This is a genomic window from Nitrospira japonica (genome assembly GCF_900169565.1).
Lineage (GTDB): Bacteria > Nitrospirota > Nitrospiria > Nitrospirales > Nitrospiraceae > Nitrospira_C > Nitrospira_C japonica_A.
On record NZ_LT828648.1, the window covers coordinates 974,410 to 1,000,769 of the forward strand.

Below are 26,360 nucleotides of genomic sequence, written 5' to 3' on the forward strand. Positions count from 1 at the left end.
ATGCGGACCATTCTGTTCTTGCTGTCGGCAGTGGTGCTAGCCTCGTGCGCGATCGGGCCCGATTACCAACGGCCGGCGGATCCCGCGATCGACAAATTCCGCATGGCGGAAACCACGACCGACGCCAACTCCATCGCCAACATGCCGTGGTGGGAGCTGCTGAAGGACGAAGAGCTCCAGCGCCTGGTACGCACGGCTTTGGACGAGAACCGGGATCTCCGTCGCGCCATTGCCAGCGTCGAGGAGTTTCAATCGCGGGTGTTCATTTCGCGGATGGATTACGCGCCGCAGATGACCGGGACGTTCTACGCGCCGACGGCCAAGAACAGCAGCTTCGCCTTTCCCGGATTTCCCAATCCATTCAACTACTATCTGCAAGGGAACCTGACCTGGGAGCTCGACATCTGGGGCCGCATTCGTCGGTCCAACGAAGCCGCGCGCGCGGATCTGCTGTCCAAAGAGGAGAGCCGTCGTGCGGTGGTGCTGCAGCTGGTGAGCGGCGTGGCGGAGGCCTATTTCGATCTCCTCCAGTTCGACATGCAATTGCAGATCGCGCGAGATACCGTCAAATCCTGGGAAGAGTCCGTGCGGATCGCGCAGGCGCGGTTGCGCCAGGGTATGACCAACAAGCTCGATTTGGATCAGTTTGAGTCGGAGCGGGCCAACGCGGTGGCGAGAACGGCCGAACTGGAACGTCTCATGGTCCAGAAGGAAAATCAGATCAGCGTGCTGCTCGGTCACAGTCCGAAACAAATCACGCGCGGCCGTTCGCTCACTGAACAAGTGATTCCGCCGGAAGTGCCGCCGGGCCTGCCCTCCGACTTGCTCCAGCGAAGGCCGGATATTGTGCAGGCCGAACGGGATCTTGCCGCGTCCACGGCGCGGATCGGCATGGCGAAGGCCGATCGATTTCCGAAGGTCTCTCTCACGGGCCTGCTCGGCATCGCAAATCCGCAGATCACCAATCTCTTTACGCCAGGTAGCGACTTTGCCGCTTTGGGCCCGACCATCACGGGGCCGCTCTTGAACGCGCAAGTTCTGGGATTCCAGCAAGAGGCCGCCGAAGCCCAAGCGCGACAGAGCCTGGCGCAATATGAACAATCGGTCCTGGTGGCGTTCCGGGAAGTCGAAGACGCGCTCGTGGCCGTTCGTACGGTCCGGGATCAGCGTCAAGCGCAGATTCAACGAGTGGACGCCCTGCGCTCCGCGTTCCGGCTCGCCGAACTGCGGTACAAGGGCGGACTCGCCAGCTATCTCGACGTGTTAGTGGCGCGGAGAACGCTCTTTGAAGCGGAGCTGTCGCTGACGGAAACCCATCGGCTGCATCTCGTGTCGGTCGTTCAGCTCTACAAGGCATTGGGTGGCGGGTGGTCGCCTGAAACGGCGGGCGAGAATTCGGGCTCGACGGGTCAGAAGAGCACCGGATAAGATAGGTCCCAAGACGACCGGTTCTTCTCCCTTCACACACGGAGGCTGCCATGTCCAAGCGAACGGCGAAGCAACCCGGGTCTTCGGGGATCAAACGCGTCATCTTCGGCACCGGCGGAAACGGGCCGAATGCCCAGGACCTTCAACAGCAAATCGCCCTCCGCGCCTACGAACTCTACCTAGAGCGAGGTGCCGTCGACGGCCGGGCCGAAGACGATTGGTTTCGGGCCGAACGAGAAGTGCGCGGGCAATAAGCCCATCTTGGTGAATCCTTCGATGGAAAAGCCCGCGGAGTCACAATATCCCATCCACGATCTCTTACGTCGCCGCTGGAGCCCGCGCGCATTTTCCGAACGATCCCTGGAGGCGGAAACAGTGCGGAGCCTGTTCGAGGCGGCGCGCTGGGCGCCCTCGTCGAACAACGAACAGCCCTGGCGGTTCCTGGCCGCGAGCCTGGAAGCGGGGGCGGATTACGGCCGGCTTTTGGCCTGCCTGAATGAGGGCAATCGAAAATGGGCCTTCCGTGCGCCGCTGTTGATCCTGTCGGTGGCCGGACTGCGTTTTGAGGATGGCGACACGCTCAACCGGCATGCGTTCCACGACACGGGCTTGGCCGCGGAGAATCTCGTCCTCCAGGCGGTGGCCCTGGGATTGGCCGCGCATCAGATGGCCGGCTTCGATGTCGAAAAAGCGCGAACGAGTTGCCTGATCCCGCCCGGGTATGAACCGGTCGCCATGATTGCCGTTGGGTATCCGGGGGATCCGGCGATCTTGCCGGAATATCTGCGCGAGCGGGAAATGAAGGTCCGTGAGCGCAAACCGATCGGCGAGTTTGTGTTTTCATCGCGATGGGGTCTGGTTTCGCCTCTGGTTCGGTGAGCCGGTATGCGCCTCTCCCCGGCAATCCGGCATCTCTCGCTGGCCGATCCGGTCCTAGGTAGATTGATCCGCGACGTCGGGCCTTGCAAGCTGATCATACGACAGCGACGGTCGCCGTTCGAATCGCTGACCAGGGCCATCGCCTATCAGCAGCTTCATGCACGGGCGGCCGAAAGCATCCTCCGCCGTTTCAGGGCCTTGTTTCCGGGCCGCCGATTTCCGCGCCCCGACCAAGTGCTGGCGATCGACGCCGAGCACTTGACCGCGGCCGGTTTTTCTCGCGCCAAGGTTGCGGCGTTGCGCGATCTGGCCGACAAGGTGCTGGACGGCACCGTGCCTTCCGGCCGTCTCATCACTCGGCTCGAGGACGAGGTGATCGTCGAACGGCTGATAGAGATCCGAGGTATCGGACGATGGACGGCACAGATGCTCCTGATTTTTCAGTTGGGGCGGCAGGACGTGCTGCCGGTCGACGATTTCGGCGTGCGGAGCGGCTTCAAGATCCTGTATGACCTCGGATCCTTGCCGACGCCGGCCGAAGTCCTGCGGTTCGGCGAACGATGGAAACCGTATCGCACCGCCGCGTCATGGTATCTGTGGCGAGCAGCCGAGCGCGCGAATTTCACGAAGGTGTGACCGTCCGCCTTACCCTCATCCATCATGGCTGACCGAAAGAAACGACTTGAGTCCAACGTAGACGGGCAGTTTTTCGTCGACGCGACCTGCATCAATTGCGATGCGTGCCGTCAACTGGCGCCCGAGACCTTCCAGGAGATAGGAGACTACTCCGCCGTGATGCGACAGCCGGTCGGCGAGACACAGACGCGCCGGGCCTATCAAGCCTTACTGGCGTGTCCGGTCGGTTCGATCGGGGCCGAGCGCCCGGACAGCACGCACATGGATCACGCGAAGGCCAGCTTTCCGCTGCATCTGGAGGGAGGGGTCTACTACTGCGGGTTCAATTCGGAGAAATCGTTCGGTGCCAACAGTTTCTTCGTCCACCATCCGGAAGGGAACTGGCTGATCGATTCGCCGCGATACATCAAGCATCTGGTCGAGGCCTTCGAGCAAAAGGGCGGGATCCGATTCATGTTTCTCACACACGAGGACGATGTGGCGGACGCGGACCGCTATGCCGGGCGGTTCGGCGCCGAGTGCTTCATTCACCGTGCGGACGCGGGTGCGGTTCCCTTTGCCCGGCGGATCATCGATGGAACCGCAGCACAGCGTCTTGCACCGGATTTCCAGGTCGTTCCGGTGCCGGGCCACACGCCCGGTTCTCAGGCGTTGCTGTACAAGGAACGATTTCTCTTCACCGGCGATCATCTCTGGTGGGAGCCGCATCCCGGCCGGCTGAATTCACCGGAGACACTGGTCTGGAACCGTGAACAGTTGGATCGGTCCATCGGGATTCTGCTCGACCATCGGTTCGAATGGGTGCTCGCGGGGCATGGCGACCGTGTCCGCTTGTCCGTCGACGAGCTGCATCGTCAATTGCGCCGGCTCCTGCGGCGCAGGCAGGGAGTCGCTGCGTCTTGAGAGATCGGGTTGACCGTATGACATCGGCATCCACCGCGAGAGACAAGAGCGCGTCATGAGTGTACTCCACGGGAAAGTCGCGATCGTCACCGGCTCATCCAGCGGCATCGGCCGGGCGATTGCGGAACGGTTTGCTCACGACGGCGCCATCGTCGTCGTGAACTACCGTGAGAACGGAGACAGGGCGAAGGAGGTTGTTGCAGGCATTCAGGCCAAGGGTGGAAAAGCCATGGCGGTTCAGGCCGACGTGGGCACGGTCGCCGAGGGACGGCGTCTCGTCTCGGACACGCTCACACAGTTCGGCCGGTTGGATATTCTTGTCAACAATGCCGGACACTTTCTTCCCAAGACGCTCGCGCAGACGACGGAAGCGGAGTTCGACCGGATCATGGCGCTGCACGCCAAGGGTCCCTACTTTCTCATGCAGGAGGCGGCCCATGTGCTCAAGGAGGGAGGCCGTATCGTGAGCATCTCGACCGCGGGGACGCACATGAACTTTTACGGCGCGACGGCGCACCTGGGGAGTAAAGCCGCACTGGAGCAGTTTTCGAAGGGGCTGGCGCTGGAGCTGGCTCCGCGAGGTATCACCGTCAACGTGGTGTCTCCCGGCATCACGGACACCGGCGTGCTGACGGACCACTACAAGCGCATGGGGACGGAGTTGTCGCCGTTCAAGCGGCTGGGGACGCCCAAGGACGTCGCCGATGTCGTGGCATTTCTCGTCAGTGAAGAAGCCGGATGGTTGACCGGGCAGAATATTCATGCCGACGGCGGATTGGTCCATTAAGGAGGGTATCATGGCGGAGAAGAAAATCATCGCAGTCGTCGGGGCAACCGGCGCGCAAGGCGGCGGATTGGTCCATGCGATCGCGAACGATCCCGCGAGCGATCTGAAGGTCCGCGCCTTGACGAGAAGCACGCAGGGGGACAAGGCCAAGGCGCTGGCTGAGATGGGCGTGGACGTCGTCCAGGCCGATCTCGATGATCTCGAAAGTCTCAAGCGCGCCTTTGCCGGAGCCTATGGCGTGTTCGGCGTGACGAATTTCTGGGAGCATCTTTCGCCGGAAAGGGAGTTGAAGCAGGCCGCGTCCCAGGCGGAAGCGGCCAAGGTCGCCGGCGTGCGGCACGTCATCTGGTCGACGCTCGAAGACACCCGCCGGTGGGTGCCGCTTTCCGACTCTCGCATGCCGACCTTGATGGGAAAGTATAAGGTCCCTCATTTCGACGCGAAGGGAGAGGCCGATCGGGAATTCAGCAGCCGGGGCGTGCCCACGACGTTTCTTCTCACCTCGTTTTACTGGGACAATCTGATCTTTTTGGGGATGGGTCCCAAGAAGGGTCCGGACGGCGTGCTGCAGTTCTCACTGCCCATGGGAAATGCGAAGTTGCCCGGTATCGCGGCCGAAGACATCGGCAAATGCGCGCTTGGCATCTTCAAAAAGGGCGAGGAATACATCGGCAAGACCGTCGCGGTCGCGGGAGAGCTGTTGAGCGGCCCCGAGATGGCCCGGGCCATGACCGAAACCTTCAAGCAACCGGTACGCTATCAGGACATGACACCGGAAGCCTATCGCGCCCTCGGTTTCCCCGGCGCCGACGATCTCGGCAACATGTTTCAATTCAAGCGCGACTTCAACGAGGCCTTCTGCGGACCCCGCAATCCGTCCGTCGCCCGCGCGCTGAATCCGGCCCTGCAGTCGTTTGCGACGTGGCTGAGCCGCAATAAGAGCCGTATTCCGTTACAGTAACGCGTACAAGGAGCTGGCATGGCACGACAGAATGTTTCGACCGGAGGTCCCTGGGAAAGCAAAATCGGCTATTCACGGGCGGTGCGGGTCGGTCCATCGATATCCGTGTCGGGTTCGACGGCCATGACGCCGTCGGGTCTCGTCGGCAAAGGCGATCCCTATGCGCAGACGATCCAAACGTTCAAGACCATTGAAGCGGCGCTGAAGCAGGCCGGGGCCTCGCTGAGCGACGTGGTTCGGACCCGTATCTACATGGTGGACATCGATCAATGGCAGGAGGTCGGCCGGGCGCATGGCGAAATCTTCGGCGCCATCAGGCCGGCCACGACGATGGTCGAAGTGAAACGGCTGATCGACCCCGACATGCTCGTGGAGATCGAAGCGGACGCGATCGTCTCCGCTTGATGCGACGCACCGCATGCTGAATCATCTCACCCGTTGGGTCGATCGGAACATCCTGTCTCTCGGACGTGAGATGCGGCTGTCCTACCTGCCGCCCCTCATGGTCTATCTCGCGTACGGCATTTCCGGGCTCACCGGAATCGTCGGCACCTTTTTCGTCAAGGATTATCTGGGGCTTTCCGCGTCGTTTCTTGCGGCGCTTGGATTTTGGGCCGGCATTCCCTGGGCGTTGAAAATGCCCATCGGGCACGCCGTCGATCTGCTGTGGCGGTGGAAAAGTTGGCTGGTCGGCCTGGGCGCCGCGCTTCTGGCGCTCAGCCTCGGCATCATGGCCGCGCTGATCGGCAACCGGGAGGCCATGACGGCGGTCCTGCCGGCGGAAACGTGGTACGTCCTGAGCGTCTTGCTCGCGCCGATCGGCTACGTCATCCAGGACGCGGTCGCCGACGCCATGACCGTCGAGGCGGTTCCGACGGTGGACGAGCAGGGCCGGCCGTTCGCTGAGCAGACCCGGAAGCTGATGCATACCACGATGCAGACGCTGGGGCGCGTCGCCATCATCGGGGGCGGCATCCTCGTGGCCCTCATCAATGTGTATGTGTTCACAGGGGTCGAAGGACTGCCGCAGGCGGACATCGCGAGGCTGTACTACCGGGTCTACCTGATGGCAATGGTTATTCCCGTCGTGTCGGTGCTGGGCGTATGGGTGGCCTGGCATCTCCGTCGCAGGCAATTGCATCAGTTGATGGGGCAAGGTTTCAGTCGTGATGAGGCGCGGAGCATGACGGACGCGCGCGAAAGCAGCGAGGCGGCTGAGCCGAACTGGTGGATCCTGGGCGGAAGCCTGGTCTTCGTGGTCTTTACGCTGGCGGCCGGATTCAGCCGTCTCGACTACAGTGAGGAAATCGTCTTCCTTGGCTCGATGGGGATCGTGCTTTTTCTCATGATCAAACTCGTGCGTGAACTGGATGCGGATAAGCGCGCCACATTGGTGGGCACGGCGGTCGTGGTCTTCATCTTTCGCGCGATTCCCGGCACCGGCGCCGGAACGACGTGGTGGATGATCGACGAGTTGAAGTTCGACCAGCAGTTTCTCTCGGTATTGTCCCTGATCGGGAGCACCCTGACGCTGGCCGGCTTGTTCATCTTCCGCCGGTTCATGGCCGAACGGTCGATCGCCTATGTGGTCGGCTTTCTCACGGCGGTCGGGACCCTGCTCTCGTTACCGGTGGTCAGCATGTACTATGGACTTCACGAATGGACCGCCAGGATGACGGGAGGAATCGTCGATGCGCGCTTCATTGCCTTGATCGATACTGCGCTGGAATCTCCGCTCGGCCAGATTTCCATGATTCCCATGCTGGCCTGGATCGCCAACTCGGCCCCGGCTAATTTGAAAGCCACGTTTTTTGCCGTCATGGCGTCGTTCACCAACCTTGCGCTGTCCCTGAGCCAGCTCGGCACGCAATACCTGAACGATATTTTCGTCGTGACGAGGGAAGTGCGGGATCAGGCGTCCGGCGCCCTTCAGACCCCGGCCGACTACAGCCAGTTGGGCTCCCTGCTGATCGTGCAACTGGCGCTGGGACTCGCGCTGCCATTCGCCGCGATCGCATTCGCGAAAATCACTCGCTTCAAAAGCGCATAGCCGGGATTCAGTCATGGGTTGTTCCTCAACGGTGAGCCTGATGAGAGAGGAACATTTAGCAGGATGCCCTGGCATCAGGTTGCCCCGTGCGGTATCATGAGGGCGTAACAGAAGCTGGATCGGCCTGAAGAATCTGTCTCATGATGACAGGTTATTCAGAATGGCCGTCCATGAAGGCCACAGCGAGCGAGATGTCGAGGCGTACGTCCCAGTCCGTTGAGGCATTGAGCGAAGCGAGAACGCAGCTGGTGGTCAGTTCCATCATCCGGAAAAAAAGGGGGCGACCGGTTTCGACGGGGATACTGACGCCATCGGTGCATGTCGAGCTCTCGGGGACTCGTAAAACTCCGGGAAAATGCAACTGCCAATCAAGAACTGGCACTCGCAGCTTAATCAGCTGTGACGTCGTTCCATCTGAGGCCCGCGGGGGTGGAATGGCGCGATGCAGCGGGCTGGTCCAACGCCGGTGCTCAGCGGCGAAGGACGAGAACATTCTGGGCTAGCGGCCGTTCTAAGCCTGCCGATGGGCGTGGGTGGCCGCGAAATTTAAACTATCGGCTACACATGTAGATCCGGTGTGCCGACGATCTTCGGACAGGGGTTCAACTCCCCTCGCCTCCACCAAACCTCGCTTGCGCGTGCTACCCGCTTGGTATCGTTTTATCGCGATTGAGGCGGGCGGATAAACCCATCAAGTAAGGGTTTTGTTGCTGTCTTCGTGCGTTCCGGCGGCTCATCAGGTGAAGCCCTTTCCCATTGACGCCGCCGGATGCACCCTTTCTGATTATCCAGACCCCTTCCTCTTTCTTTCCTGTCAGACCTGTCGATTTATCCGTCGATAAGGCTTATTCTTAGCCGGTCCAAGACTGAGGTCAAACATTCCCGACACGGTATCCTCGCGGTGGCCCTGCAACAATAGTGATCGCCTGACGTATTCGTGGAACCGCGTGAAACGGTATTGGCCGGGTCATGCGGGAATGTGCGCGTATTCCAATCTGACAGAAAAAGTCGGTTGGCTTATCTGGTTCTTCCTCTTTGGATCGCTCCACCTCTCATTCGCCCAGGAGCCGGCATCGCCCTCGCTTGAAGGCGTGCGGACTCCCTCTCAAGAGCAGAGCAGAGGGCCTGCTTCGACTGAAACCGACCACGAAATTGATGCGGACAGTGGAGAGCAAGGGCCGGAAGACGAGAGATCGGTTCGATCTCGCCGGGTGGTCGGGCGATTAGGGGCTCGGCCACTCACTCTCGAGGAGCAGGAGGAAGCGAAACGCTTGTCCGCCATCGCGGCGAGAATGGGGACGGATCCGACGGCCATCATCGGGCGGGTTCAAACCCTCTTTCGGTACGATGCCTTGGAAGGAGGCAGCCGCGCCAGCAATTTGGTCGGTCGCATCGACGTGCCCTATCACAAGAATTTTCTCCTGCGGGCGGATCTGCCGTATGTCTGGTCGGATCCAAACCAGCCCGGAGCCAGTAGTCAAAATGGCGTGAGCGATCTGTTGGTGCGAGCCGGCGGACGCGTGTATTCCGACCCGGCGGATACAATTTTTGCCGGTGTGGATTTCACATTCCCGACGGCTGCTGACAAATTGGGAAGCGGGAAGTACACGGTGGGCCCCGGTGTGGCAACGGCTCATGTATTTCCTACCTGGGGATCCATCGTCTTCGCGCTGCTTCAACACCAATTCTCGGTCGGAGGTGACCCTTCCCGAAATGATGTTTCTGCGTCCCGTCTCCAGTGCTGGTTCAACACCATTTGGACGGACCATTGGTGGACTCAGATTGAAGCCGTCGCGCAAATGAATTGGGAGCAGAAAGAGAAAACCAGCATGACGTTGGAATTTGAAGGAGGCTATCGGTTCACGAAGGATTGGGCAGTCTGGCTCAGGCCGGGGGTCGGGCTCTGGGGACGGAGTCTTCCAGGCGCCTATGATTGGAATTTCGAGGTCGGAATCCGGCGCATGTTTGCAGGATTTTGAGCCCGTTCACGGCATCGCAATCGGGACTCAAGAACTCTCCAATGACCGCTCGTTCACGTATCGAATGGCGGTTCCTGACAAATATTCTGTGAACCCCGTCTCATCGGTCGGGCTTTGGGCGAAGCTCCAACGGTCGTAATAAAAAGGCCACCATCCGCCGAAGCTCCCTCCCGCCGGTCCCATCGTGGATTCGGGAGCCGATCCTGCGCCGACAGTTTCTAATACATCGGACTTTCCCATGATCACCGCATCCGCTCCCAGCGTCGCCGCGCAGGCCAGAATCTTCTCGCGCAGTTCGTCTTCATCGGCACTCTGGCTCGTCGCGATGATCCTGGCCAACTTCACGTGGGGAGCGTCGGGCTCGGATTCCAGCCACTGGAGTGATTCCGAATTCTTCTTCGGAGGATACACTTCGTGGGTCAATGGTTCGACGCGCACCGACACGCAGGCAGTCAAGAAGGAGAGAAGCAAGGAGATCACTCCGCAGAGGACAAGACGGCGTCGACTGTTCATGTCCGACCACCGGTCACGAAACTGAGCAACGGTATACGCACGGCTCGGACCGTCCCTCTTGGTACTCTTGCTGTAGGCGCTCCCCTACAATGTGTGTTAAAAGTCTTTTATTTTCCGCGTGATTCGCCAGCGACCCTAGATTTATTATAGCTGCTTTCGGTACGCTGAAGGCGTCAGACTTGTTCCGGCCGGTCGGCCGGAGAGAAGAACGACTCGGACCACACGATGAGAATGACGGCGGCCGTCATGCTGACGGCGGTGCTCTCAATCGCCTTAGTGGCCACGCCGGCGCAAGCCGACGAGGCCGCAGCTCCCAAATCGGAAGGAGCTCAGACCCCTGCTCCCGCCCCGACGCCTCCAAAACCCAAACCGCCCGAGGGAGATGCCAAGCCGCCTGCCGTGAAGCCGGCCGCTCCCGCGGAAACGAACGGAAACGGGAAAGACGCGGCTCCTGCAAAACCGGAAGCGGCCCCTGCGAAACCGGAGGCTTCACCGGCTCCCGCGCCGTCGCCTGCCCCAACTTCTCCGCCTCCCGTGAAACCGAAGGCATCGGAAGGCGAGTCCAAACCGCCGGCCAAATCCGCACCTGCCGCGAACGGATCGACCCCGTCCGCATCCAAACCGTCTCCTACGCCGCCGCTTCCGGCTGAAATCACGGGGAAGGACGGCGCGCCGATGGTCTTGATCCCTGCCGGAGAGTTCGCGATGGGGACCGACAAGGGAGATGACGACGAACAGCCGATCCACCGGGTCTTCATCGACAGTTTCTACATCGACAAGTTCGAGGTCACGAATGGGCGCTTCGCCAAGTTCGTCGAGGCCATTCAGATCGAGCCGCCCTGGGGATTCAAGGACAAGGAAACGCCGGTCGTGCACATCGATCGGCCGGTCCGGTGGGTCAACTGGATGGATGCGATGGGGTACTGCCTCTGGGCCGGCAAACGGTTGCCGACCGAAGCCGAATGGGAGAAGGCCGCACGCGGCACCGACGGTCGACTGTATCCCTGGGGCAACGATGCGCCGACGCCGGCGCATGCCGTCTTCGGATTGAAGGAAGGAGCCGACACGGTTTCGGCGATCGGCAACAGGGACAAAGGAAAGAGTCCTTACGGCGTCCACGACATGGCGGGGAATCTCTACGAGTGGACGATCGATTGGTATGACGAGCAGTTTTATTCCAAAAATCCCGCCATCAATCCGCGCGGCCCGGCGGAAGGCGCGGCCAAAGTGCAGCGTGGCGGGTCGTATACCAATGCTCCCTATCGTCTCCGCTCGACGTTCCGCACGAAGGGCGACCCGACGGAACATGATCCCAACGTCGGCTTCCGCTGCGCGCAAGACGTTCCGGCCCAGCCCTAGTGCCACCCGGGGCCGCCGTTCCAGCCGAGTCGTAGGGTCTCACCTCCAGCACCAAACTAAAGGGCGGCCGCGTCGCCCATCGAAATGGGTAAATCCTTCCTTGGCCGCGACCTTGTGCCGCCAGGTTCTGCCTCCACAGCGGCGACGGCTCAAGTACAATAGGGTTCTCACGAGCGCGCGACGCACGGGCAGTCCGCTCACATCATCCTCACAGCCGGGAGACACCATGAAACTCCATCGCGTCAAGTCCGGTTCCCGCTTGGACCTAGGTGCCTGCGACCCCGACGACACGGGGCCCTACAAGAAGAATGACGAGGACAAAGCCGCTGCCAAAGCCGAGACGCGGCAACTCATCCGAAAGCTCAGTCGATTGCAAGAGCGGCTCTATGCCAATAAGAAATGTTCACTCTTGATCGTCCTCCAGGGCATGGACACCAGTGGAAAGGACGGCACGATCCGGAGCGTGATGTCTGGCGTGAACCCGCAGGGCTGCAAGGTCGTGTCCTTCAAGACTCCCTCGTCGAAGGAACTCGCCCATGATTTCCTGTGGCGCGTGCACCAGGAAGTGCCGGCGAAGGGTTATATCGGGATCTTCAACCGGTCGCACTATGAGGACGTCCTGATCACGCGCGTGCATGGTGAGGTGTCCGAACGGGAGGTCAAGCGTCGGTTCACGCAGATTCAGGAGTTCGAAAATCTCCTGATCGACAATGGCACGACCATTCTGAAATTCTTCCTGCACATTTCGAAGGATGAACAAAAGGAACGGCTGGAGGCGAGGATTCGAAATCCGGAGAAGCGGTGGAAGTGGGAATCCGGTGATATCGAAGAACGCAAGTTCTGGAACGACTACATGAAAGCATTCGAAGACGTGATGTCCGCCACCAGCACAGACCACGCGCCCTGGTATATCGTGCCGGCAAATCGAAAGTGGTACAGAAACCTGGCGGTCGCCGATCGCGTCGTCCGGGCGATGGAAGACCTGAAGATCGGGACCCCCCCGTCGGCGAGCGACGTCGACTGGGACCGGCTGAAGATCAGTTAGCACGCTCCAGGCGGCACGGGAGATGCTTTTCCTTCATCACGAGCGTAGACTCCGGTTGTCTCACTTGTTCGACTCACAAGGAGGTTACATGCGTGCCATCGTCGCCTTGCTCGTTGCAACGGTCGCGGTCTGGCCGTCGACGGAACCGGCGTCAGCCGGGGAGTTCGAGGGCATTCTTCACATGACCACGACACACGTCGATGAAACGCCGACGAAGATGGACTGGATGATCAAAGGGGACAAGGCCAGGATCGAGCGGCCCCGAATGGACGGCAGAACGCAGGTCATGATTCTCGACTCGAAGACCAAGACGATGCTCATCCTGTTTCCGGAACGAAAAGCCTATGCGGAAATCGGTCTCGGCGGTGAACATGGCGAGCGCATCAGCAAGGCCGTGGAAGACTATGAGGTGGAGCGTACGGGAAAAACCGACAAGGTCGCCGGTCGCTCCTGCGAAGTCTGGCGCGTGAAAGAGAAGGAGGCGGATGCGGAGAAGCACGAGATCTGCGTGGCGAAGGGGTTCGGACGAACGGCGAGCTTCTGGATGGAACCGATGAAGACGCAACCGCCATGGGTGACGCAGCTCATCAACGAGGGAGGGTTCGGGCTTCGCTCGATACGGTACGACAGTACCGGACAAGCGTCCACCACGACGGAGGTGACCAACATCGAAGCAAAGTCGTTGGACGCGGCACTGTTTGCTCCGCCCGCCGGCTATCAGAAGATGGATCGCGGCGCCATGGCCATGGCGGGGGCCATGGGCGGCGAGGACGTTCAGAAGCGAATAGAGGAGATGAAAAAGCGTCGAGCCGGAAGGGACGGATCTTCGACCGGAGCCAAGCCCGACATGTCCGAGATCATAAAGCAATTCGGCGAGCGAATGAAGAAGCAGCAGCAGGAGGCCGGTCAATAGAAGATCGAAGGGGATGTGCGTTGGATGAGAAAGGATTCCATCATGAAAGGCGCCACGATCGCAATGCTGCTCATGCTCTGGTGCGGGCAGACGACTCCGTCATTGGCCGCAGCCTTTGAAGGCGTCATTACCCTGAAGGAAATCGCCGGGGAAGAAACGGAAACCCGTGTCTTTTACTTCAAGGGAGAAAAAATGAGGATCGACGACGGTGACACGGGGTTCAGCGTGTGGGACGCCAAGAAGAAGGACGGATTCTTCGTCGATCGCGACGACCAGACGTACACGACCATGAGTTGGGCCGAGATGGGCGTGATGGATCCCAAGTCGATCCTTGACGACATTACCGTGACCAAGACAGGAAAGAATGCAAAGATCGCGGGCTATTCCTGCGAGGGCTATCTGGCGAAGGACAAATCCGACGGAAGCACGAGCGAACTCTGCATTGCCAAGGGGCTCAGCAATGCGGCGTTGTTCGGGATCCTTGCCGCCGATGCCTCTGCCGGCGGCGGATATCCGGCCTGGTTTCGCGATTTTCTGAAGGAAGGAGGGTTTCCGCTTCGGCAAATCGACTATGACGAAGCCGGAAAAGAGGAGTCTCGATCAGAGGTCACGAAAATCGATGCCAAGCGGTTGGACGACAGACTCTTTCACCCTCCGGCCGGCTTCAAGAAATTGGAGCTTCGCAAGTGAAGCGACTCAAGACACGGTGGCATGCCTTATGCGTCAAACCACAGAATCGAAAAGTCGCGTGCGCCATTGACATCGTTTTCTAATAGGCGTAGGAAAAAAATTGCGGCCCGAACACTACGAAGGTCGGGAGATCGAACAGACCGCGCGGCTGTTACCCAGGTCTCCCGGTGACTTCACAAGAGAGGAGGGTGGATATGGACGACGCGACTCCACCTGGCCCGTCGGGCCCGCCGATGCAAGGGCGGGCTTCTCGTCGGTCGTGTTAGCCGGCTCTCCACGGGCTGTGCCGTATGGCACCAAAGACCAACCGGATGTGAGCCTGACTCATTCCGGAGAGCCGATCGAAACGCGAGGAACTCAGGCGTTCCGGGATTGACGCGGTCTCCCCCGACTGGAGGTTTGCATCACCTGACATCGAGCGGGTCATGCGGGCCGCACGATCTGCACAAGACCAATAGTTGAGCATACCCGGCGCCCTGAGCGCCGACCACGGGCGGCCTCCCATCAACGGATGAGGTCGCCCGTGCTGTTTGAAGTGCAGGTTCTCCGCTGTGCTCGAGCCTGTTCCATCTTCAATCGTCCATCCTTCTTCGACCTAGCCGCAAGGATCACGGTTTGGGCCGGGAGCGGGTCGTATTCCACCACCAGTAGAAGGGAATTCCCGCCGCAATCGTCGCTGCGCCGAAGAGCGATTCGGATGGACGCTGGAGTAGGCTGTAGAACACGAGGAACGAGGCTCCGCTCACGAGGACGGCCGGCAACAGGGGATACCATGGAACTCGGTACGTGTCCGGACCGGCGGGGATGCGTGACCGCAGGCGAAAGACGGACGACAGCGTCAGAGCGAGGAATAGAGACAGAACAAGCCCGCTGTAAACGAGCAGTTGCTCGAAGGTTCCGCTCATGATCAACAACGACGCCCAAAGACTCTGGGTGACAATGGCGCGGGCCGGCGCGCCGGTTGCCGGCCGCAACGCGGCAAGCCATGGACTCACGATACCGTCGCGCGCCATGGCCCAATACACGCGCGGACCGGCCCAGGTCATCGCGCTGACCGCTCCGGCAATGGACAGGCAGAGGATACCGGAAACGAACCGCCCGCCCCCGGTTCCCCACAAGGCGGCCGCGGTTTTTTCCGCCACGGGCACGATGGGTTCCCGGGCGAGCTCGGCCATCGATAAGGCCGACAGATAGACCATGTTCAGGAGCAGATATACAGCGGCGACGAACGCCGTGCCTCCGATCATGATGCGCGGAAGGGCGCGCCGGGGATCGGCGATATCGCTCGCGATATAGCCCGCGACGTTCCATCCCATGTAACAGTACGTGATGATCACGAGTGCAACGGCCGAAGCGCCGAGGGAAGGCTCGGCGCGTGCCGGTCGCTCGGTCAGGTGACCCCATTCCCCTATCGTCCACAGGCCGCCGAGAATCAGCCCGCCGATGGCCGCGACCTTGGTCGTCGTGAGCAGTAATTGCAGCCGTCCGCCCGTGCCCACGCCCCGGCAATGCATGAAGGTGACGAGCCATAACAGTGAAAGCGAGAGCCCACGGGCGATCCAGCCGGTTTCATCGTCGACCGGGACGACTTGCAATGCATAGGACGAGAAGCTGATCGAAGAGGCGGCCACGGCCGCGCCGAATCCAATGGTGAAGGACGCCCATCCGCTAAGAAAGGCCGCGACGGGTCCGTACGCCTGCTTCAGATAGACGTAATCGCCTCCCGCATGCGGAAGGAGGGACCCGAGCTCCCCATATACCATGGCGCCGCCGATCGCGAACAACGCCCCGACGAGCCACAGCGAGAGGATCAGCAGCGGATCGCCCAAGTCCCGCGCCATGATGCCGGTCGTCGTAAAGATCCCGCCGCCGATCATATTGCTGACCAGCACGCAGGAGGCGGTGAACCACCCGATGGTTTTATGAGGGCCATCGGAGGGACTATTCGAGCGCGGCGAGAGACTCATGGGCCCGTCAGTGTAGTCCGGCGGCGTCGAGATTTCGAGCCGTTCTCGCTTTTCTTTCTCCTTCGCCTCGCATACCATAGAGTCCATGGCGGCGGAGAAAAGGAAAAAAGGCTCGGGATCCACCGGGGTAAAGCGCCGGAAACGGCCGGCCGGCGCGTCGATCGGCTTGGAGCCGACGGAACTGCAGGCCGCCGCGCCTCCCGGAGTGGTTGCCGAGCTGCATCGGGCCATCGAAGAGGACGGCGGGAAGGTGTTGGCCGTCTACCGGGAGCCATACGGAGGGCGCTGGCTGGTGCTGGCGGCGCTGCCGATCGAACTCGTCGAGCCGACGCCCTATCAACGCAACCTGTCCGATACCCATGTGAGAAAGCTCGAGGCCGTCATCGGTAAGATCGGCAGCTTTCTCGATCCGATCATCGCGGTGCGCCTGACGAAGCCGGACCAGATCGCCAAGTACTGGACTCCAAACGGCAATCACCGGCTGTCCGCCATGCGGACGCTCGGCGCCAAGAGCATCGTCGCCATCGTGGTCCCGGAGCCGGCTGCGGCCTATCAGATCCTGGCGTTGAATACAGAAAAGGCCCACAACCTCCGCGAGAAAGCGTTGGAAGTGATCCGCATGTACAAGGAACTCGCACAATTGGAGGACATCGCCGAGGAAGCCTATGCCCTGGAATTCGAGGAACCCTCGCTGATCACGCTGGGACTCTGTTATGAGGACCGGCCTCGATTCAGCGGCGGCGCCTACCACCCCGTCCTCAAACGAGTGGAAGAGTTCTTGCGGCAACCGATGCGAGGGGGGCTCGAACGGCGGCGGGAGATGGCCAAGGTGCTTCTGGCGTTGGACGACGAAATCGTCAAACACGTCGAAGCCCTCAAGACGAGGGGCCTAGCCAGTCCCTATTTGAAAAGTTTCCTGGTGGCGCGCGTGAATCCGGTCCGGTTCAGACCCAAGGACGCCGCGCCTCTTTCCTTCGACGAGGCGCTCGACCGAATGGCCAAGGCTGCGGCGAAATTCGATCCTGACAAGGTCAAGCCGAACGATCTGGCTCGATCCGGCGGCGCGCCCGACGAAGCCGAATGACCGAAGCCGCGGCCTCAGGGTCGGTCGCAGGGCAGCCGAACCGACCTGAGGCTCCTTGTTTCTCTCTCGATTCCCCCTTTAGAATGTCCTTTTGACCCATCTTCCCGAGGAGGATGCCATGAGTCTTGCGGACAACAAGTGCGTGCCCTGCCGGGGCGGAGTGCCTCCGGTGCCGAACGATCGGGCGCAAGCGCTGCTCAAGGAGCTGGGCCGAGGCTGGGGAATCAATACGCAGGGCCACCTCGAACGGCTCTACACATTCGCGGATTTCGCTCAGGCGCTGACCTTCGTCAACAAGGTCGGGGCTGTCGCGGAAGCGGAGGGCCATCATCCGGATCTCCATTTGGCCTGGGGAAAATGCACGGTAGAAGTCTGGACGCATAAGATCAATGGGCTGACAGAGAGCGATTTTTATCTCGCGGCGAAGGCCGACCGTGAGTTCGGCTTGTTGAAGCCGTCAGCGAATTAGCGTCGATCGGAGGCGCTCTCATGGCGAGCGAGGCGGCGGATGAGCGATAAGGCGGAGGTGGCCCTTGTCAACATGCCGTTCAGCTACTCGAAGTACCCCTCGATTCAGCTCGGCACGCTCTCGGCTCTTTTGAAATCCCAGGGCATTCCCGTCGATTGCCACCACCTCAACGTGCGCTTCGCACACAAGATCGGGGTGGCGCTCTATGAACTGATCTGCGAGAAGCGTGCGCTCTTCGGGGAGTGGATCTTTTCGTACCTCCTGTTTCGCGACAATCCCAAGCGAGCAGAATATCCGAGGGTGTTCAAACCGGTGTTCGAGCAACTCGCCCGGGAGAGCGGGCATGCGAGCGGGTATTTCGAGGATATGGCCGTCCGCACGGCCCCGCAGTTTCTGACCCAGGCGCTCACCGCGATCGATTGGGGGCAATACCGTCTCGTCGGCTTCACGTCGACCTTCGATCAGAACGTGGCCAGCCTGACCATGGCAAAGCTGATCAAGGACCTCTACCCGTCGGTCACGATCGTTTTCGGCGGCGCGAACTATGACGGTGAAATGGGCCTTGAATATTTCCGGGCATTTCCGTTCATCGATCATGTGGTCGTCGGCGAAGGAGAGGAGAGTTTCCCGCGCCTGGTCCGCAAGGTGCTGGGCGGGCAGCCATCGGGGTATCCCAATGGCATCGCGTATCGTGAGGGAGGCGACATCCGTCTGTCCCCCAATACGTCGCTCTTTTCGGATTTCGCCAAGACGGGCCCCCCTGATTATGACGATTACTACCGTCTCCTGGCCGAATTGGGTGAAGCTTCACAGGGATTGGATCGCATCCTCCTCTACGAAGGCTCACGGGGTTGCTGGTGGGGTGAGAAGCACCACTGCACGTTCTGCGGTCTGAACGCACAGAGCATGAAATTCCGCGCCAAGTCGTCGGAGCAGGTGGCGCAGGAAATGGCCTACCTGTCGCATCGCTACGACACCGCGAGGTTCAGGCTGGTCGACAATATCATCGACATGAAATATATCGAGAACCTCTTCGGAAAATTCGCGGCGTTCCACTGTGATCTGGATGTCTTCATCGAGACCAAGAGCAATCTTCACAAGAGCCAAATCCGCACGCTGGCGGTAGGCGGGGTCAAGTGCATGCAGCCCGGACTGGAATCCTTGAGCCTCAATCAGTTGAAGGCCATGGACAAGGGCGTGACCCCGATGCAGAACATCGTATGCCTGAAATGGAGTTTTTATTATCGAGTGGCCGTGTCTTGGAACATTCTCCTGGGATTCCCCGGCGAGACGAACGAAGACTATCGCCGTCAACTCGAGGTGATTCCGTCGCTCCTGCATCTCCAGCCGCCTGAATCGACCGGAAAGCTCTGGCTGGAGCGATTCAGTCCGTATTTCATGAAACCGCAGGAGTATGGCGTGCGGATCACAGGGCCTGGGACCGCCTACGAATATGTCTACGACGCGCGTCTGGTCGACCTCAGGAAGATCGCGTACGATTTCGAATATGAATTGGACGACTGGACGGTCGATCCGCACGTCTATCAGGAACTGGTGTCGGCGATCGACGGCTGGCGACGCGTACATGCTTCGAACGACCGGCCGTTCTTGTACTATTCCAAGGCGTTGAATTACGTGACGGTGTACGATGGCCGAACTCCCGGTTCCCCCGTCCGTCGGCGATACGACGGCCTGGCGGGACAGGTGATCGAAATCTGCAATGAAGCAGCCAAAAGCATCGAACAGATTCGGTCGGCTCTCGCCCGCGATCCCGGGAGCACAGAGGATGAACCTTTGGATCCGGTGCTGGCGGAGCTGACCGCCCGGCGCATCCTCTACGAAGAGCGTGGAAAGTACTTCACATTGGCCATCCCCGAACATCCATACCTCTAGATTCCCTCTGTGGCGTCGGCAACGTGTCAGCGGCGTCCGTCCGTGCGCGGATCAACCAAATGGTTCAGCCGGAATGACTCGGTTTTCGAGGAGAAGATGCCCGACGGGGATCCCGTTCCTAGGCATTACTGGGCGGATCGGAATCGGCCTGAGAGAGAATTTGAGAAAATCGGTGCCCCACGATTCCGGCTACTTTTCCCATGAGATCAGTGACTTCCTGCCATTCATTGGGGAGCAAGTCTTGTTTCAGCTGCGGGTGAATCGCCCACTGGGCATCGACCTGTGACCCCTTGCGGCTGACCTGAACTCGAAGCAATTCGACCTCCGAGACGGTCGATTCTTCGGCGGGCGGGGACGGATTACCGTTCGATTGTCCTGAGGGAGGCACTGACCTGGCCATGCATCGCACTCCTTTCACACGAATGTCTCCGGATCATACTCCATCGTCCTCGCTGCTGTACATGATGCCCGAACGTCCGAAGAGACGAGAGCAGAATCGGGCGCGGAGCCGCCAGGTCCTGTCGTGACCGGCCGGACCTGTCGTGATCAGGAAGTGGGTCGGGTGTTTTGTCGGAGCAGTCCCAGCATCGCCGGGTGGATCAACCGGTTGCTGGCCACCAATTCTTTTCCGTAGATCGAATGGGTGCCGCCCGCGAAATTCGTGACAATGCCTCCCGCTTCGGAAAGAATGACGATTCCCGCGGCCATGTCCCAGGGGCTCAATCGCACTTCCCAGAATCCATCGAATCGTCCGGCCGCCACGTAACAGAGGTCAAGGGCTGCGCTTCCCGTTCGGCGAAGCCCCTGTGCCTTGAGGGCGAAGCGGGCAAAGTGGTCAAGATTGTTATTGGCGGTTTCCCGAATGTCATACGAGAATCCGGTGACCAGGAGCGCACGATCCAGATGATCGACGCGCGAGACGGCAAGAGGGGTTCCGTTGAGACGCGCCCCGGCGCCGGCTTGAGCCGTAAACAATTCGTTTCTGGTCGGATCGAAGACGACGCCGATGAGGCCGGTTCCATCGCGCTCTACGCCGATCGAGACGCTGTAGAAGGGAAACCCGTGGGCGAAATTGGTCGTCCCGTCCAGCGGATCGACGATCCATTGATAGCGGGACGGTATTTGGACGACCGGCCCCTGCTCTTCCGAAAGAATCCGATGGGACGGAAACCGGCTGCGGATGTGTTCGAGAATGCATCGCTCCGCCGCCCGGTCGGCGTCGGTCACGAGGTCAATCGCATTCTTGTGCTCGATGCGGAAACCGGTCTTCGCATAGCTCAAAAGCAAGGCTCCCGCCTGCTTGGCCGCTTCGACTGCCTCCGTCATCAACTGGTCCGGGGAAATGTCTTCTGACTCTGTGGGGAGCATGGATGCCCCATGATAGCACGGCAGTTCTCGAATGGTTGGTGTCCGCAGGTCACGCGGCGTGAGGTGGACCGGACCGGGATCCGCCCCGTTCCGTCGTCCTGGTGGACGCGATTCGCATTCGTTCTATTGACTTGATTCATGAGCAAGACTATAAAGCAGAGACGACGATCAAGATTCCATGAACGCATGTGCCGAAAAACGTGTTCGTGCTGAGCAGTGAAACATGATTCGGTAGGAACCGTTATCAGGAATTCAACGACAGCATTGCCGCCTGAACGAGGACGTCGCAACACTGGGCCAGTCTTGCGACCCGGCCGAAGCGTCGCCGCGCTGGTGCCGACCCCGTCGATCTCGCCGATCGTTTTCACTCACTCGATAGTTGAATCCGCTGGCGCTGCTCCGCCTGACTCGGATCGGAATCATCCGATTCGGTATGACGGCGGGGTTCCGAACGCGGTGAAGAATGCTTCTTGGATCCGTACAAACCGGAGCGCACCCGGACCGAGTGCATCATCGTGAAGGAGCGAGGAAGACGGCCCGTCAGGCTTGGCCTGAAACGAAAGGACGAAGGGAGGTGAGAGTCTTGGCGACGAAGAAAGCTGCAAAGAAGAAAAAGAAGTAAGCCCCGCCTTGATTCCAGCGTCGGGAACGAGGCCACTCGTTCCCGACGTCGACCGACGATCACTTCAACTCATCTTCATCGGGATCGACGCACGTCCGTCGACCGCCACCGAGCTGGGCGGCGGTCGTTCAGGTGGTTTCTATTGATAAGGATGGTTAGGAGGCGGCTTGGAGTGCCACAGGAGCGGCTGGCCGCGACGTGGAAACGGGAGAAAGGAATTCGGGAACCGTCAAGCTGTGGTCGATATTATGATCGGCATTAAGGAGCACCCAACAATCGGGATGATCCAAAATCTGCTTCACGAGTTTCGTATGCAGGGCGTGCCCCGATCGGTCGGCGACCAAATGACCTATGAACGGAACTCCCAGAAGCGCGAAGTCGCCGATCAGATCCAAGACCTTGTGCCGGACGAATTCGTCGGCGAAACGAAGTCCGGATTCATTCAAGACTCCGTCTTTCGACAACACGACCGTGTTGTCCAGGTTACCGCCTCGTCCAAGCCCGCGCGCCCATAAGGCCTCGACTTCTTCCAAGAACCCGAACGTCCGGGCATCGGCAATTTCGGATTCGAATGCATCCGCCGAGTATTCGTAAGTGTAGGTCTGTGTCTGAATCAGAGGATGGTTGTATTGAATGGAATAGGTGATCCTGGGCATCGATGACGGCTCGATGCGGATCCGGCGCGACCCATCCACCACTTCAAGCGGTCTCGTCATCTTCAGATATGGCTGGCGCTTGGCTTGGGAAATCAAGCCGGCCGAGCGAATCAACCGCACGAATGACGCGGAACTGCCGTCCATGACCGGCGCTTCACCCGCATCGACCTCGACGAATACGTTATCGACATTCAATCCAGCCAGTGCCGCTAAGACATGCTCGATCGTCTTGACTTGAAATCCGTTGCCGCTGATCGCGGTGCAGAGTTCGGTCGGAACCAGGTGCCTGACGGTCGCCGCGAGAGAGTCTCCTGCATGGCCATTTCGATTGACGAAGACCACGCCGGTATCGGGAGGAGCCGGCCTCATGGTCATGGTAACGGGTTGGCCCGAGTGAAGGCCGACTCCTGTACAGGTTATCGTGTTGGCTAATGTCTGTTGCAGTCTCACCGGGCACCTCCGATCTACCGATGGACACAGCAACTCACATGCCAAGGAAATGCATTGGGGGAATTCTACATAAGGTATTGTTTTATATGGAGTTTAATGAGTTCAGTTGATTCGAGTTTGTTGTTGTAAAAACCTGACACCTGTGACTTTTGCGAAGGAGCGCCATCGGCTTTTCCCTCCAACACCAATATGACAGCCGGCGATCATCTCGTTACCAATACAGAAATGGAAGATCGTTGCGCGACCCGGGTCGAGACGCTACCCAGCACCAACCTGGCGATCGCCCCCAGGCCTTGTGCTCCCATGATGATCAAGTCAGCCCGGCGGTCCACGGCTACCTTCACGATCTCATCCGCCGGCCTACCCAGCCGACAGACGGAGTCGGCGCCGAAGCCTGCATCGAGCAGTTTGCGCCGACACTCTTCAGCGAGACGACTCCCCGCCTCTTTCAATTCCGGGTACCTGAGGAAGGGCATCACATGCACGACCGTCACGTGGATCGGTGTCCGGGTGGCATCTCCGGAGGAGGAGACGGTCGGGCGGAGTTTCGTCAGGAGCCATTTCATCGCATGCCGTGACGACGTTGATCCGTCGGCCGCCAAGACGATCCGGCGGACCGTCCTGACACCGGCCTTGACGATCAAGACCGGGCGGGACGCATGATGCAGCACGTTGGTTGAGACGCTGCCGAGCATCAGACGGTCGAGTGCATCGAGTCCTTGGCTGCCGACGACGATCATGCCGTGTGTGCCCGGGGCCTCCTTCAAGATCGTCGGCGCGACGCCTCCGCGCAGTTCCTTCGCCTTCCCGTTGAGGCGGAGGGTGCGCATCTGCCGACGCGCTTCGGCAAGGGTTTCCGCCGCCCGCCGCTCCATTCGCCTCACTTCCTGTTGGATGAATCGCTGGTTCCCGGCCACCATGGACTGTGCGACGAACGGAGCGCGCAGGGCATCGATATCCAGCACGTGCAGGGCTGTCACCCGCGGCCGATCCTTCAGCGGCAACGCCGCCGCCCAATTCAACGCCTGGCGACCGAACTTTGATCCATCCATCGCCACCACGATATTCATAGGATTCTCCTCGGGATCTCTCGAGTTACGGTTTCACCGCTACCTTCAGCACGCCCTCCCCACGTCGTCCGAAGAGGTCGTAGGCTTCAGCGATGTTCTCCAGCGAAAAGCGATGGGTGAGTAACGGAGCCAGATCAATTCGGCGGTGCCGCACCAACTCCATGAGCCTGGTCATCCGCTCTTTTCCTCCCGGACAAAGTGTGGTGACGATTCGGTAGTCGCCGATCCCCGCGGCAAAAGCATCATAAGGTACATGGAGCTTGCCTGAATACACGCCGAGACTGGACAGCGTCCCTCCTGGCCTGAGACAGCGCAATGCGTTTTCGAACGTTTCTTGCAGTCCCAATGCCTCAATGGCGACATCGACACCTCCGCCGGACAATTGTTTGATGTCGGCGACTACGTCGGTCTGTTTGGGGTCCAACACGATGTCCGCTCCCATCCGCACGGCCATCCTCAACCGCAGTGGATCGGTATCCACCGCGATGATGAGCGCTGCCCCCATCAGTCTGGCGCCGATGGTCGCGCACAGACCGATGGGACCTTGAGCGAAAACGGCGACGGCATCTCCCAACCGCACACCCCCTGACTCGGCTCCGCTGAATCCGGTGGAGGCGATGTCGGAAAGGAGCACGACCTGCTCATCCGTCAACTCGGCGGGAATCTTGGCGAGGTTTGCCTGTGCATGGGGAACCAATAGGTATTCGGCCTGCGCTCCATCAAGTGTATTTCCGAAGCGCCAGCCGCCGATTGCCTGATAGCCTGCGGCGGACTGACCGCATTGCGCCTGATGTCCCGAGAGGCAGGCCCGGCATTGGCCGCACGGCGTAATGGCGCCGACCAACACCCTGTCGCCGATGTCATAGCCGGCTATTCCCGCTCCCAATTCAGCAATCACTCCAACCGGTTCATGGCCCAGAACGAGGCCCGGTTTGATTTGGTATTCCCCTCTCACGATGTGCAGGTCCGTCCCGCAGATCGTTGTGAGCGTCACTCGGATGACTGCCTGTCCGTATCCGGCCTTGGGCATGGGCGTCTCTGCCACGCCGAATTTCCCTTTGGAATGAAAGACGTTGGCCCGCATTGTCGCCATGACGCCTCCTTTTCAGCTAGTCACCGGCCGTTACAGTCCAACGTGATTACGTAAAATGCCGTAGTTGAAAGCGGTGATGCCGAGCAATCTCATCCCAGGATCGTGTCGCTCGAATCCGTCGATCAGGTCGGCGACCCTCCGTCGCAGTGTCGGTTGGGCCGCCGCATGTCTTGGCGTCTGTCCACCCAAGGCCGCAGACGGTTGATCAGCCCATTCCAAATATGCCATGTCCAGGAAACGGCTCAGGAGAGCCAGTTGCTCCTCGTCTGTCACGACGATCGAACAGGGAGACTCCTTCGCCAGTTGATCGGGCGGGATCCGACGTTCCGGCGTTGTAAGCGATTCACCTCGAAAGCGCATCGAATATCCGAAGGCGGAGGCCAGCCGATGCTTGACCGAATTCAACCGGTCCGGCGAATCGCATTCGACGAACAGCTGCAAGGGCGTCAGGGTCAGCCGTACCGCCAGGCCCTCGCATTCTTGCTCGTTCTCCCGTTGAACCCAGATTCTGACCGGAGCCGGAGAAGGCAAATGGTCTGAACCATGCAACCACGGACCTCGGGCGTCTTCGTGCAATTCCGTCATGGCCGAAAGACCTTCGGCAATCGCCCTGTACGCGTGATGGTCATACAAGGCCAGGGCATACAAATACGATGTGCCGCTGGGCGTGCGATAACGGATGCGGGCAACGGCTTCGAGAAGAGCGGTGAGCCGCAGCGAAGCTGCATTCCAGAGTAGAACGTATCCGTACCGTTTGACGAACTCCTGCCATTCACCCAGTGTAAATGAACCGGAGACGATTTCCACGCTTCGTTCCCATTCACGTGATGCCTCCAACAGGGAACGGGCCTGCTTCATGGGCAGCAGAAGGGCCCCTCCGGCAAGATGAACGTTCCTATCCGATGTTCCCTGTTCCTCAATGACGCGCGTCAGAAGAATGTCCCCCGGGCGGAGTGTCCGACCGGACAGATCACCCTGCACCTTCATACGCCTGTCGTCTCCGAGGGAGCGTAATGATAGCGGCATCTGAGCGCTGGACTCGGGAAGGACTTCCAGCAGGTCCATGGAGGAATGTTTGAGGGGGTCAAGCCACCGGCGCTCTTCTTCCGGGATGTGTTCAGTTACGATATCTCTGAGCTGCTCAACCAGAGTCAGTTGGCCGTCCTCGGGATAGAAATCGGCATATAGCATAAGCAGGGCCAGGGCCTCCTCCTGCGCCAAGGGTTGTAGGAAAGGCGAGGTGGGTTCCAGATAGGGTCTCAGAAACAGTTCCAGAGCCAGTCGGCGTTGCACCGCAAAGTTCGGTTGTCGGCTCAATGAGTCCAGTCGAGCCAACAGGCCTTCCAGCGACGGATCAAGGGCGAAGGATATGCCGACAATCGCCTCATTTACCTGCGTCACGACTGGATCCATTCCCATCTGGTCCGCCTCTTTCGCGAGCGCTCGACGAAGTTCTTTGTCGACCGGAGGGTGGGTGGATAACAATGCAAAGGATTCGGGATCAGTTTGGCAGGCCGGTCTGGTCGATGCAGCATGACGGTCTTG

Annotated in this window: 25 protein-coding genes and 1 other RNA gene; 18 read left to right on the plus strand and 8 right to left on the minus strand. The window is 60.0% G+C overall.

All coding sequences use genetic code 11. The annotated features are described in order from the left end of the window. From NSJP_RS04755 to NSJP_RS04805, 11 genes are all read left to right on the plus strand, one after another. Complete coding sequence (locus NSJP_RS04755) at positions 1-1,428, plus strand: efflux transporter outer membrane subunit (RefSeq protein ID WP_080885783.1); 1,428 nt, start codon at positions 1-3, stop codon at positions 1,426-1,428. A 50-nt stretch (positions 1,429-1,478) separates the two neighbouring features. Continuing rightward, the gene (locus NSJP_RS04760; protein ID WP_080885784.1) at positions 1,479-1,682 is read left to right on the plus strand and encodes a DUF2934 domain-containing protein; all 204 of its coding nucleotides are present in this window, start codon (positions 1,479-1,481) and stop codon (positions 1,680-1,682) included. Between the two features lie 22 nt (positions 1,683-1,704). After that, positions 1,705-2,307 (plus strand): nitroreductase family protein, encoded by a 603-nt coding sequence (locus NSJP_RS04765; RefSeq protein ID WP_080885785.1) that lies wholly within the window; start codon positions 1,705-1,707, stop codon positions 2,305-2,307. Positions 2,308-2,313: 6 nt separating this feature from the next. Continuing rightward, positions 2,314-2,943, plus strand: coding sequence for a DNA-3-methyladenine glycosylase family protein (locus NSJP_RS04770; protein WP_080885786.1), 630 nt, complete (start codon positions 2,314-2,316; stop codon positions 2,941-2,943). A gap of 24 nt (positions 2,944-2,967) precedes the next feature. Next, the gene (locus NSJP_RS04775) at positions 2,968-3,846 is read left to right on the plus strand and encodes an MBL fold metallo-hydrolase (RefSeq protein ID WP_080885787.1); all 879 of its coding nucleotides are present in this window, start codon (positions 2,968-2,970) and stop codon (positions 3,844-3,846) included. Positions 3,847-3,901: 55 nt separating this feature from the next. Next, positions 3,902-4,633: a glucose 1-dehydrogenase gene (locus NSJP_RS04780; protein WP_080885788.1), complete on the plus strand. Its 732-nt coding sequence runs from the start codon at positions 3,902-3,904 to the stop codon at positions 4,631-4,633. A gap of 10 nt (positions 4,634-4,643) precedes the next feature. Beyond that, entirely contained in the window at positions 4,644-5,594 is a 951-nt protein-coding gene (locus tag NSJP_RS04785) for an NmrA/HSCARG family protein (protein ID WP_080885789.1), read from the plus strand. 18 nt (positions 5,595-5,612) lie between these two features. Next, positions 5,613-5,999 carry a RidA family protein gene (locus NSJP_RS04790; protein WP_080885790.1) on the plus strand — a complete coding sequence of 129 codons (387 nt, stop codon included), beginning with the start codon at positions 5,613-5,615 and terminating at the stop codon, positions 5,997-5,999. Positions 6,000-6,012: 13 nt separating this feature from the next. Beyond that, on the plus strand, positions 6,013-7,644 hold the full coding sequence (locus tag NSJP_RS04795; protein ID WP_080885791.1) for an MFS transporter: 1,632 nt from the start codon (positions 6,013-6,015) through the stop codon (positions 7,642-7,644). A gap of 276 nt (positions 7,645-7,920) precedes the next feature. Further along, positions 7,921-8,268, plus strand: a transfer-messenger RNA (tmRNA) gene (ssrA, locus tag NSJP_RS04800). A 323-nt stretch (positions 8,269-8,591) separates the two neighbouring features. After that, positions 8,592-9,623 carry a hypothetical protein gene (locus NSJP_RS04805; RefSeq protein ID WP_080885792.1) on the plus strand — a complete coding sequence of 344 codons (1,032 nt, stop codon included), beginning with the start codon at positions 8,592-8,594 and terminating at the stop codon, positions 9,621-9,623. A 27-nt stretch (positions 9,624-9,650) separates the two neighbouring features. On the opposite strand, the gene NSJP_RS04810 is transcribed toward NSJP_RS04805, so the two are convergent. Beyond that, positions 9,651-10,136 carry a hypothetical protein gene (locus tag NSJP_RS04810; RefSeq protein ID WP_155969883.1) on the minus strand — a complete coding sequence of 162 codons (486 nt, stop codon included), beginning with the start codon at positions 10,134-10,136 and terminating at the stop codon, positions 9,651-9,653. Positions 10,137-10,361: 225 nt separating this feature from the next. On the opposite strand from NSJP_RS04810, the gene NSJP_RS04815 reads away from it, so the two are divergent. From NSJP_RS04815 to NSJP_RS04830, 4 genes are all read left to right on the plus strand, one after another. After that, the gene (locus NSJP_RS04815; RefSeq protein WP_080885794.1) at positions 10,362-11,495 is read left to right on the plus strand and encodes a formylglycine-generating enzyme family protein; all 1,134 of its coding nucleotides are present in this window, start codon (positions 10,362-10,364) and stop codon (positions 11,493-11,495) included. A 226-nt stretch (positions 11,496-11,721) separates the two neighbouring features. Continuing rightward, on the plus strand, positions 11,722-12,540 hold the full coding sequence (locus NSJP_RS04820; protein ID WP_080885795.1) for a polyphosphate kinase 2 family protein: 819 nt from the start codon (positions 11,722-11,724) through the stop codon (positions 12,538-12,540). A gap of 88 nt (positions 12,541-12,628) precedes the next feature. Beyond that, positions 12,629-13,453 (plus strand): DUF4412 domain-containing protein, encoded by an 825-nt coding sequence (locus tag NSJP_RS04825; RefSeq protein WP_172834164.1) that lies wholly within the window; start codon positions 12,629-12,631, stop codon positions 13,451-13,453. A gap of 42 nt (positions 13,454-13,495) precedes the next feature. Next, positions 13,496-14,143: a DUF4412 domain-containing protein gene (locus NSJP_RS04830; RefSeq protein WP_172834165.1), complete on the plus strand. Its 648-nt coding sequence runs from the start codon at positions 13,496-13,498 to the stop codon at positions 14,141-14,143. 608 nt (positions 14,144-14,751) lie between these two features. Here the strand turns inward: NSJP_RS04830 and NSJP_RS04835 are convergent. Beyond that, complete coding sequence (locus tag NSJP_RS04835) at positions 14,752-16,110, minus strand: APC family permease (protein WP_172834166.1); 1,359 nt, start codon at positions 16,108-16,110, stop codon at positions 14,752-14,754. Between the two features lie 85 nt (positions 16,111-16,195). On the opposite strand from NSJP_RS04835, the gene NSJP_RS04840 reads away from it, so the two are divergent. The 3 genes from NSJP_RS04840 to NSJP_RS04850 all read left to right on the plus strand — a co-directional run bounded on the left by NSJP_RS04840 (position 16,196) and on the right by NSJP_RS04850 (position 19,556). Next, positions 16,196-17,194, plus strand: a complete 999-nt coding sequence (locus NSJP_RS04840; protein WP_080885799.1) for a ParB N-terminal domain-containing protein — start codon at positions 16,196-16,198, stop codon at positions 17,192-17,194. A 118-nt stretch (positions 17,195-17,312) separates the two neighbouring features. Continuing rightward, positions 17,313-17,663, plus strand: a complete 351-nt coding sequence (locus NSJP_RS04845) for a 4a-hydroxytetrahydrobiopterin dehydratase (protein ID WP_080885800.1) — start codon at positions 17,313-17,315, stop codon at positions 17,661-17,663. A 39-nt stretch (positions 17,664-17,702) separates the two neighbouring features. Further along, a complete protein-coding gene (locus tag NSJP_RS04850) occupies positions 17,703-19,556 on the plus strand; it encodes a RiPP maturation radical SAM C-methyltransferase (RefSeq protein WP_080885801.1) in 1,854 nt (617 codons plus the stop codon). Positions 19,557-19,674: 118 nt separating this feature from the next. On the opposite strand, the gene NSJP_RS04855 is transcribed toward NSJP_RS04850, so the two are convergent. From NSJP_RS04855 to NSJP_RS04880, 6 genes are all read right to left on the minus strand, one after another. Next, on the minus strand, positions 19,675-19,956 hold the full coding sequence (locus NSJP_RS04855; protein ID WP_080885802.1) for a hypothetical protein: 282 nt from the start codon (positions 19,954-19,956) through the stop codon (positions 19,675-19,677). Positions 19,957-20,102: 146 nt separating this feature from the next. After that, positions 20,103-20,882 carry an inositol monophosphatase family protein gene (locus NSJP_RS04860; RefSeq protein ID WP_231989492.1) on the minus strand — a complete coding sequence of 260 codons (780 nt, stop codon included), beginning with the start codon at positions 20,880-20,882 and terminating at the stop codon, positions 20,103-20,105. Between the two features lie 819 nt (positions 20,883-21,701). Continuing rightward, complete coding sequence (gene lpxC, locus NSJP_RS04865) at positions 21,702-22,652, minus strand: UDP-3-O-acyl-N-acetylglucosamine deacetylase (protein WP_172834167.1); 951 nt, start codon at positions 22,650-22,652, stop codon at positions 21,702-21,704. Positions 22,653-22,855: 203 nt separating this feature from the next. Continuing rightward, positions 22,856-23,722, minus strand: a complete 867-nt coding sequence (locus NSJP_RS04870; RefSeq protein ID WP_080885805.1) for a universal stress protein — start codon at positions 23,720-23,722, stop codon at positions 22,856-22,858. A 25-nt stretch (positions 23,723-23,747) separates the two neighbouring features. Continuing rightward, positions 23,748-24,806: a zinc-binding dehydrogenase gene (locus NSJP_RS04875; RefSeq protein ID WP_080888510.1), complete on the minus strand. Its 1,059-nt coding sequence runs from the start codon at positions 24,804-24,806 to the stop codon at positions 23,748-23,750. Positions 24,807-24,845: 39 nt separating this feature from the next. Continuing rightward, on the minus strand, positions 24,846-26,234 hold the full coding sequence (locus NSJP_RS04880; RefSeq protein ID WP_080885806.1) for a hypothetical protein: 1,389 nt from the start codon (positions 26,232-26,234) through the stop codon (positions 24,846-24,848). Positions 26,235-26,360: the final 126 nt, after the last annotated feature.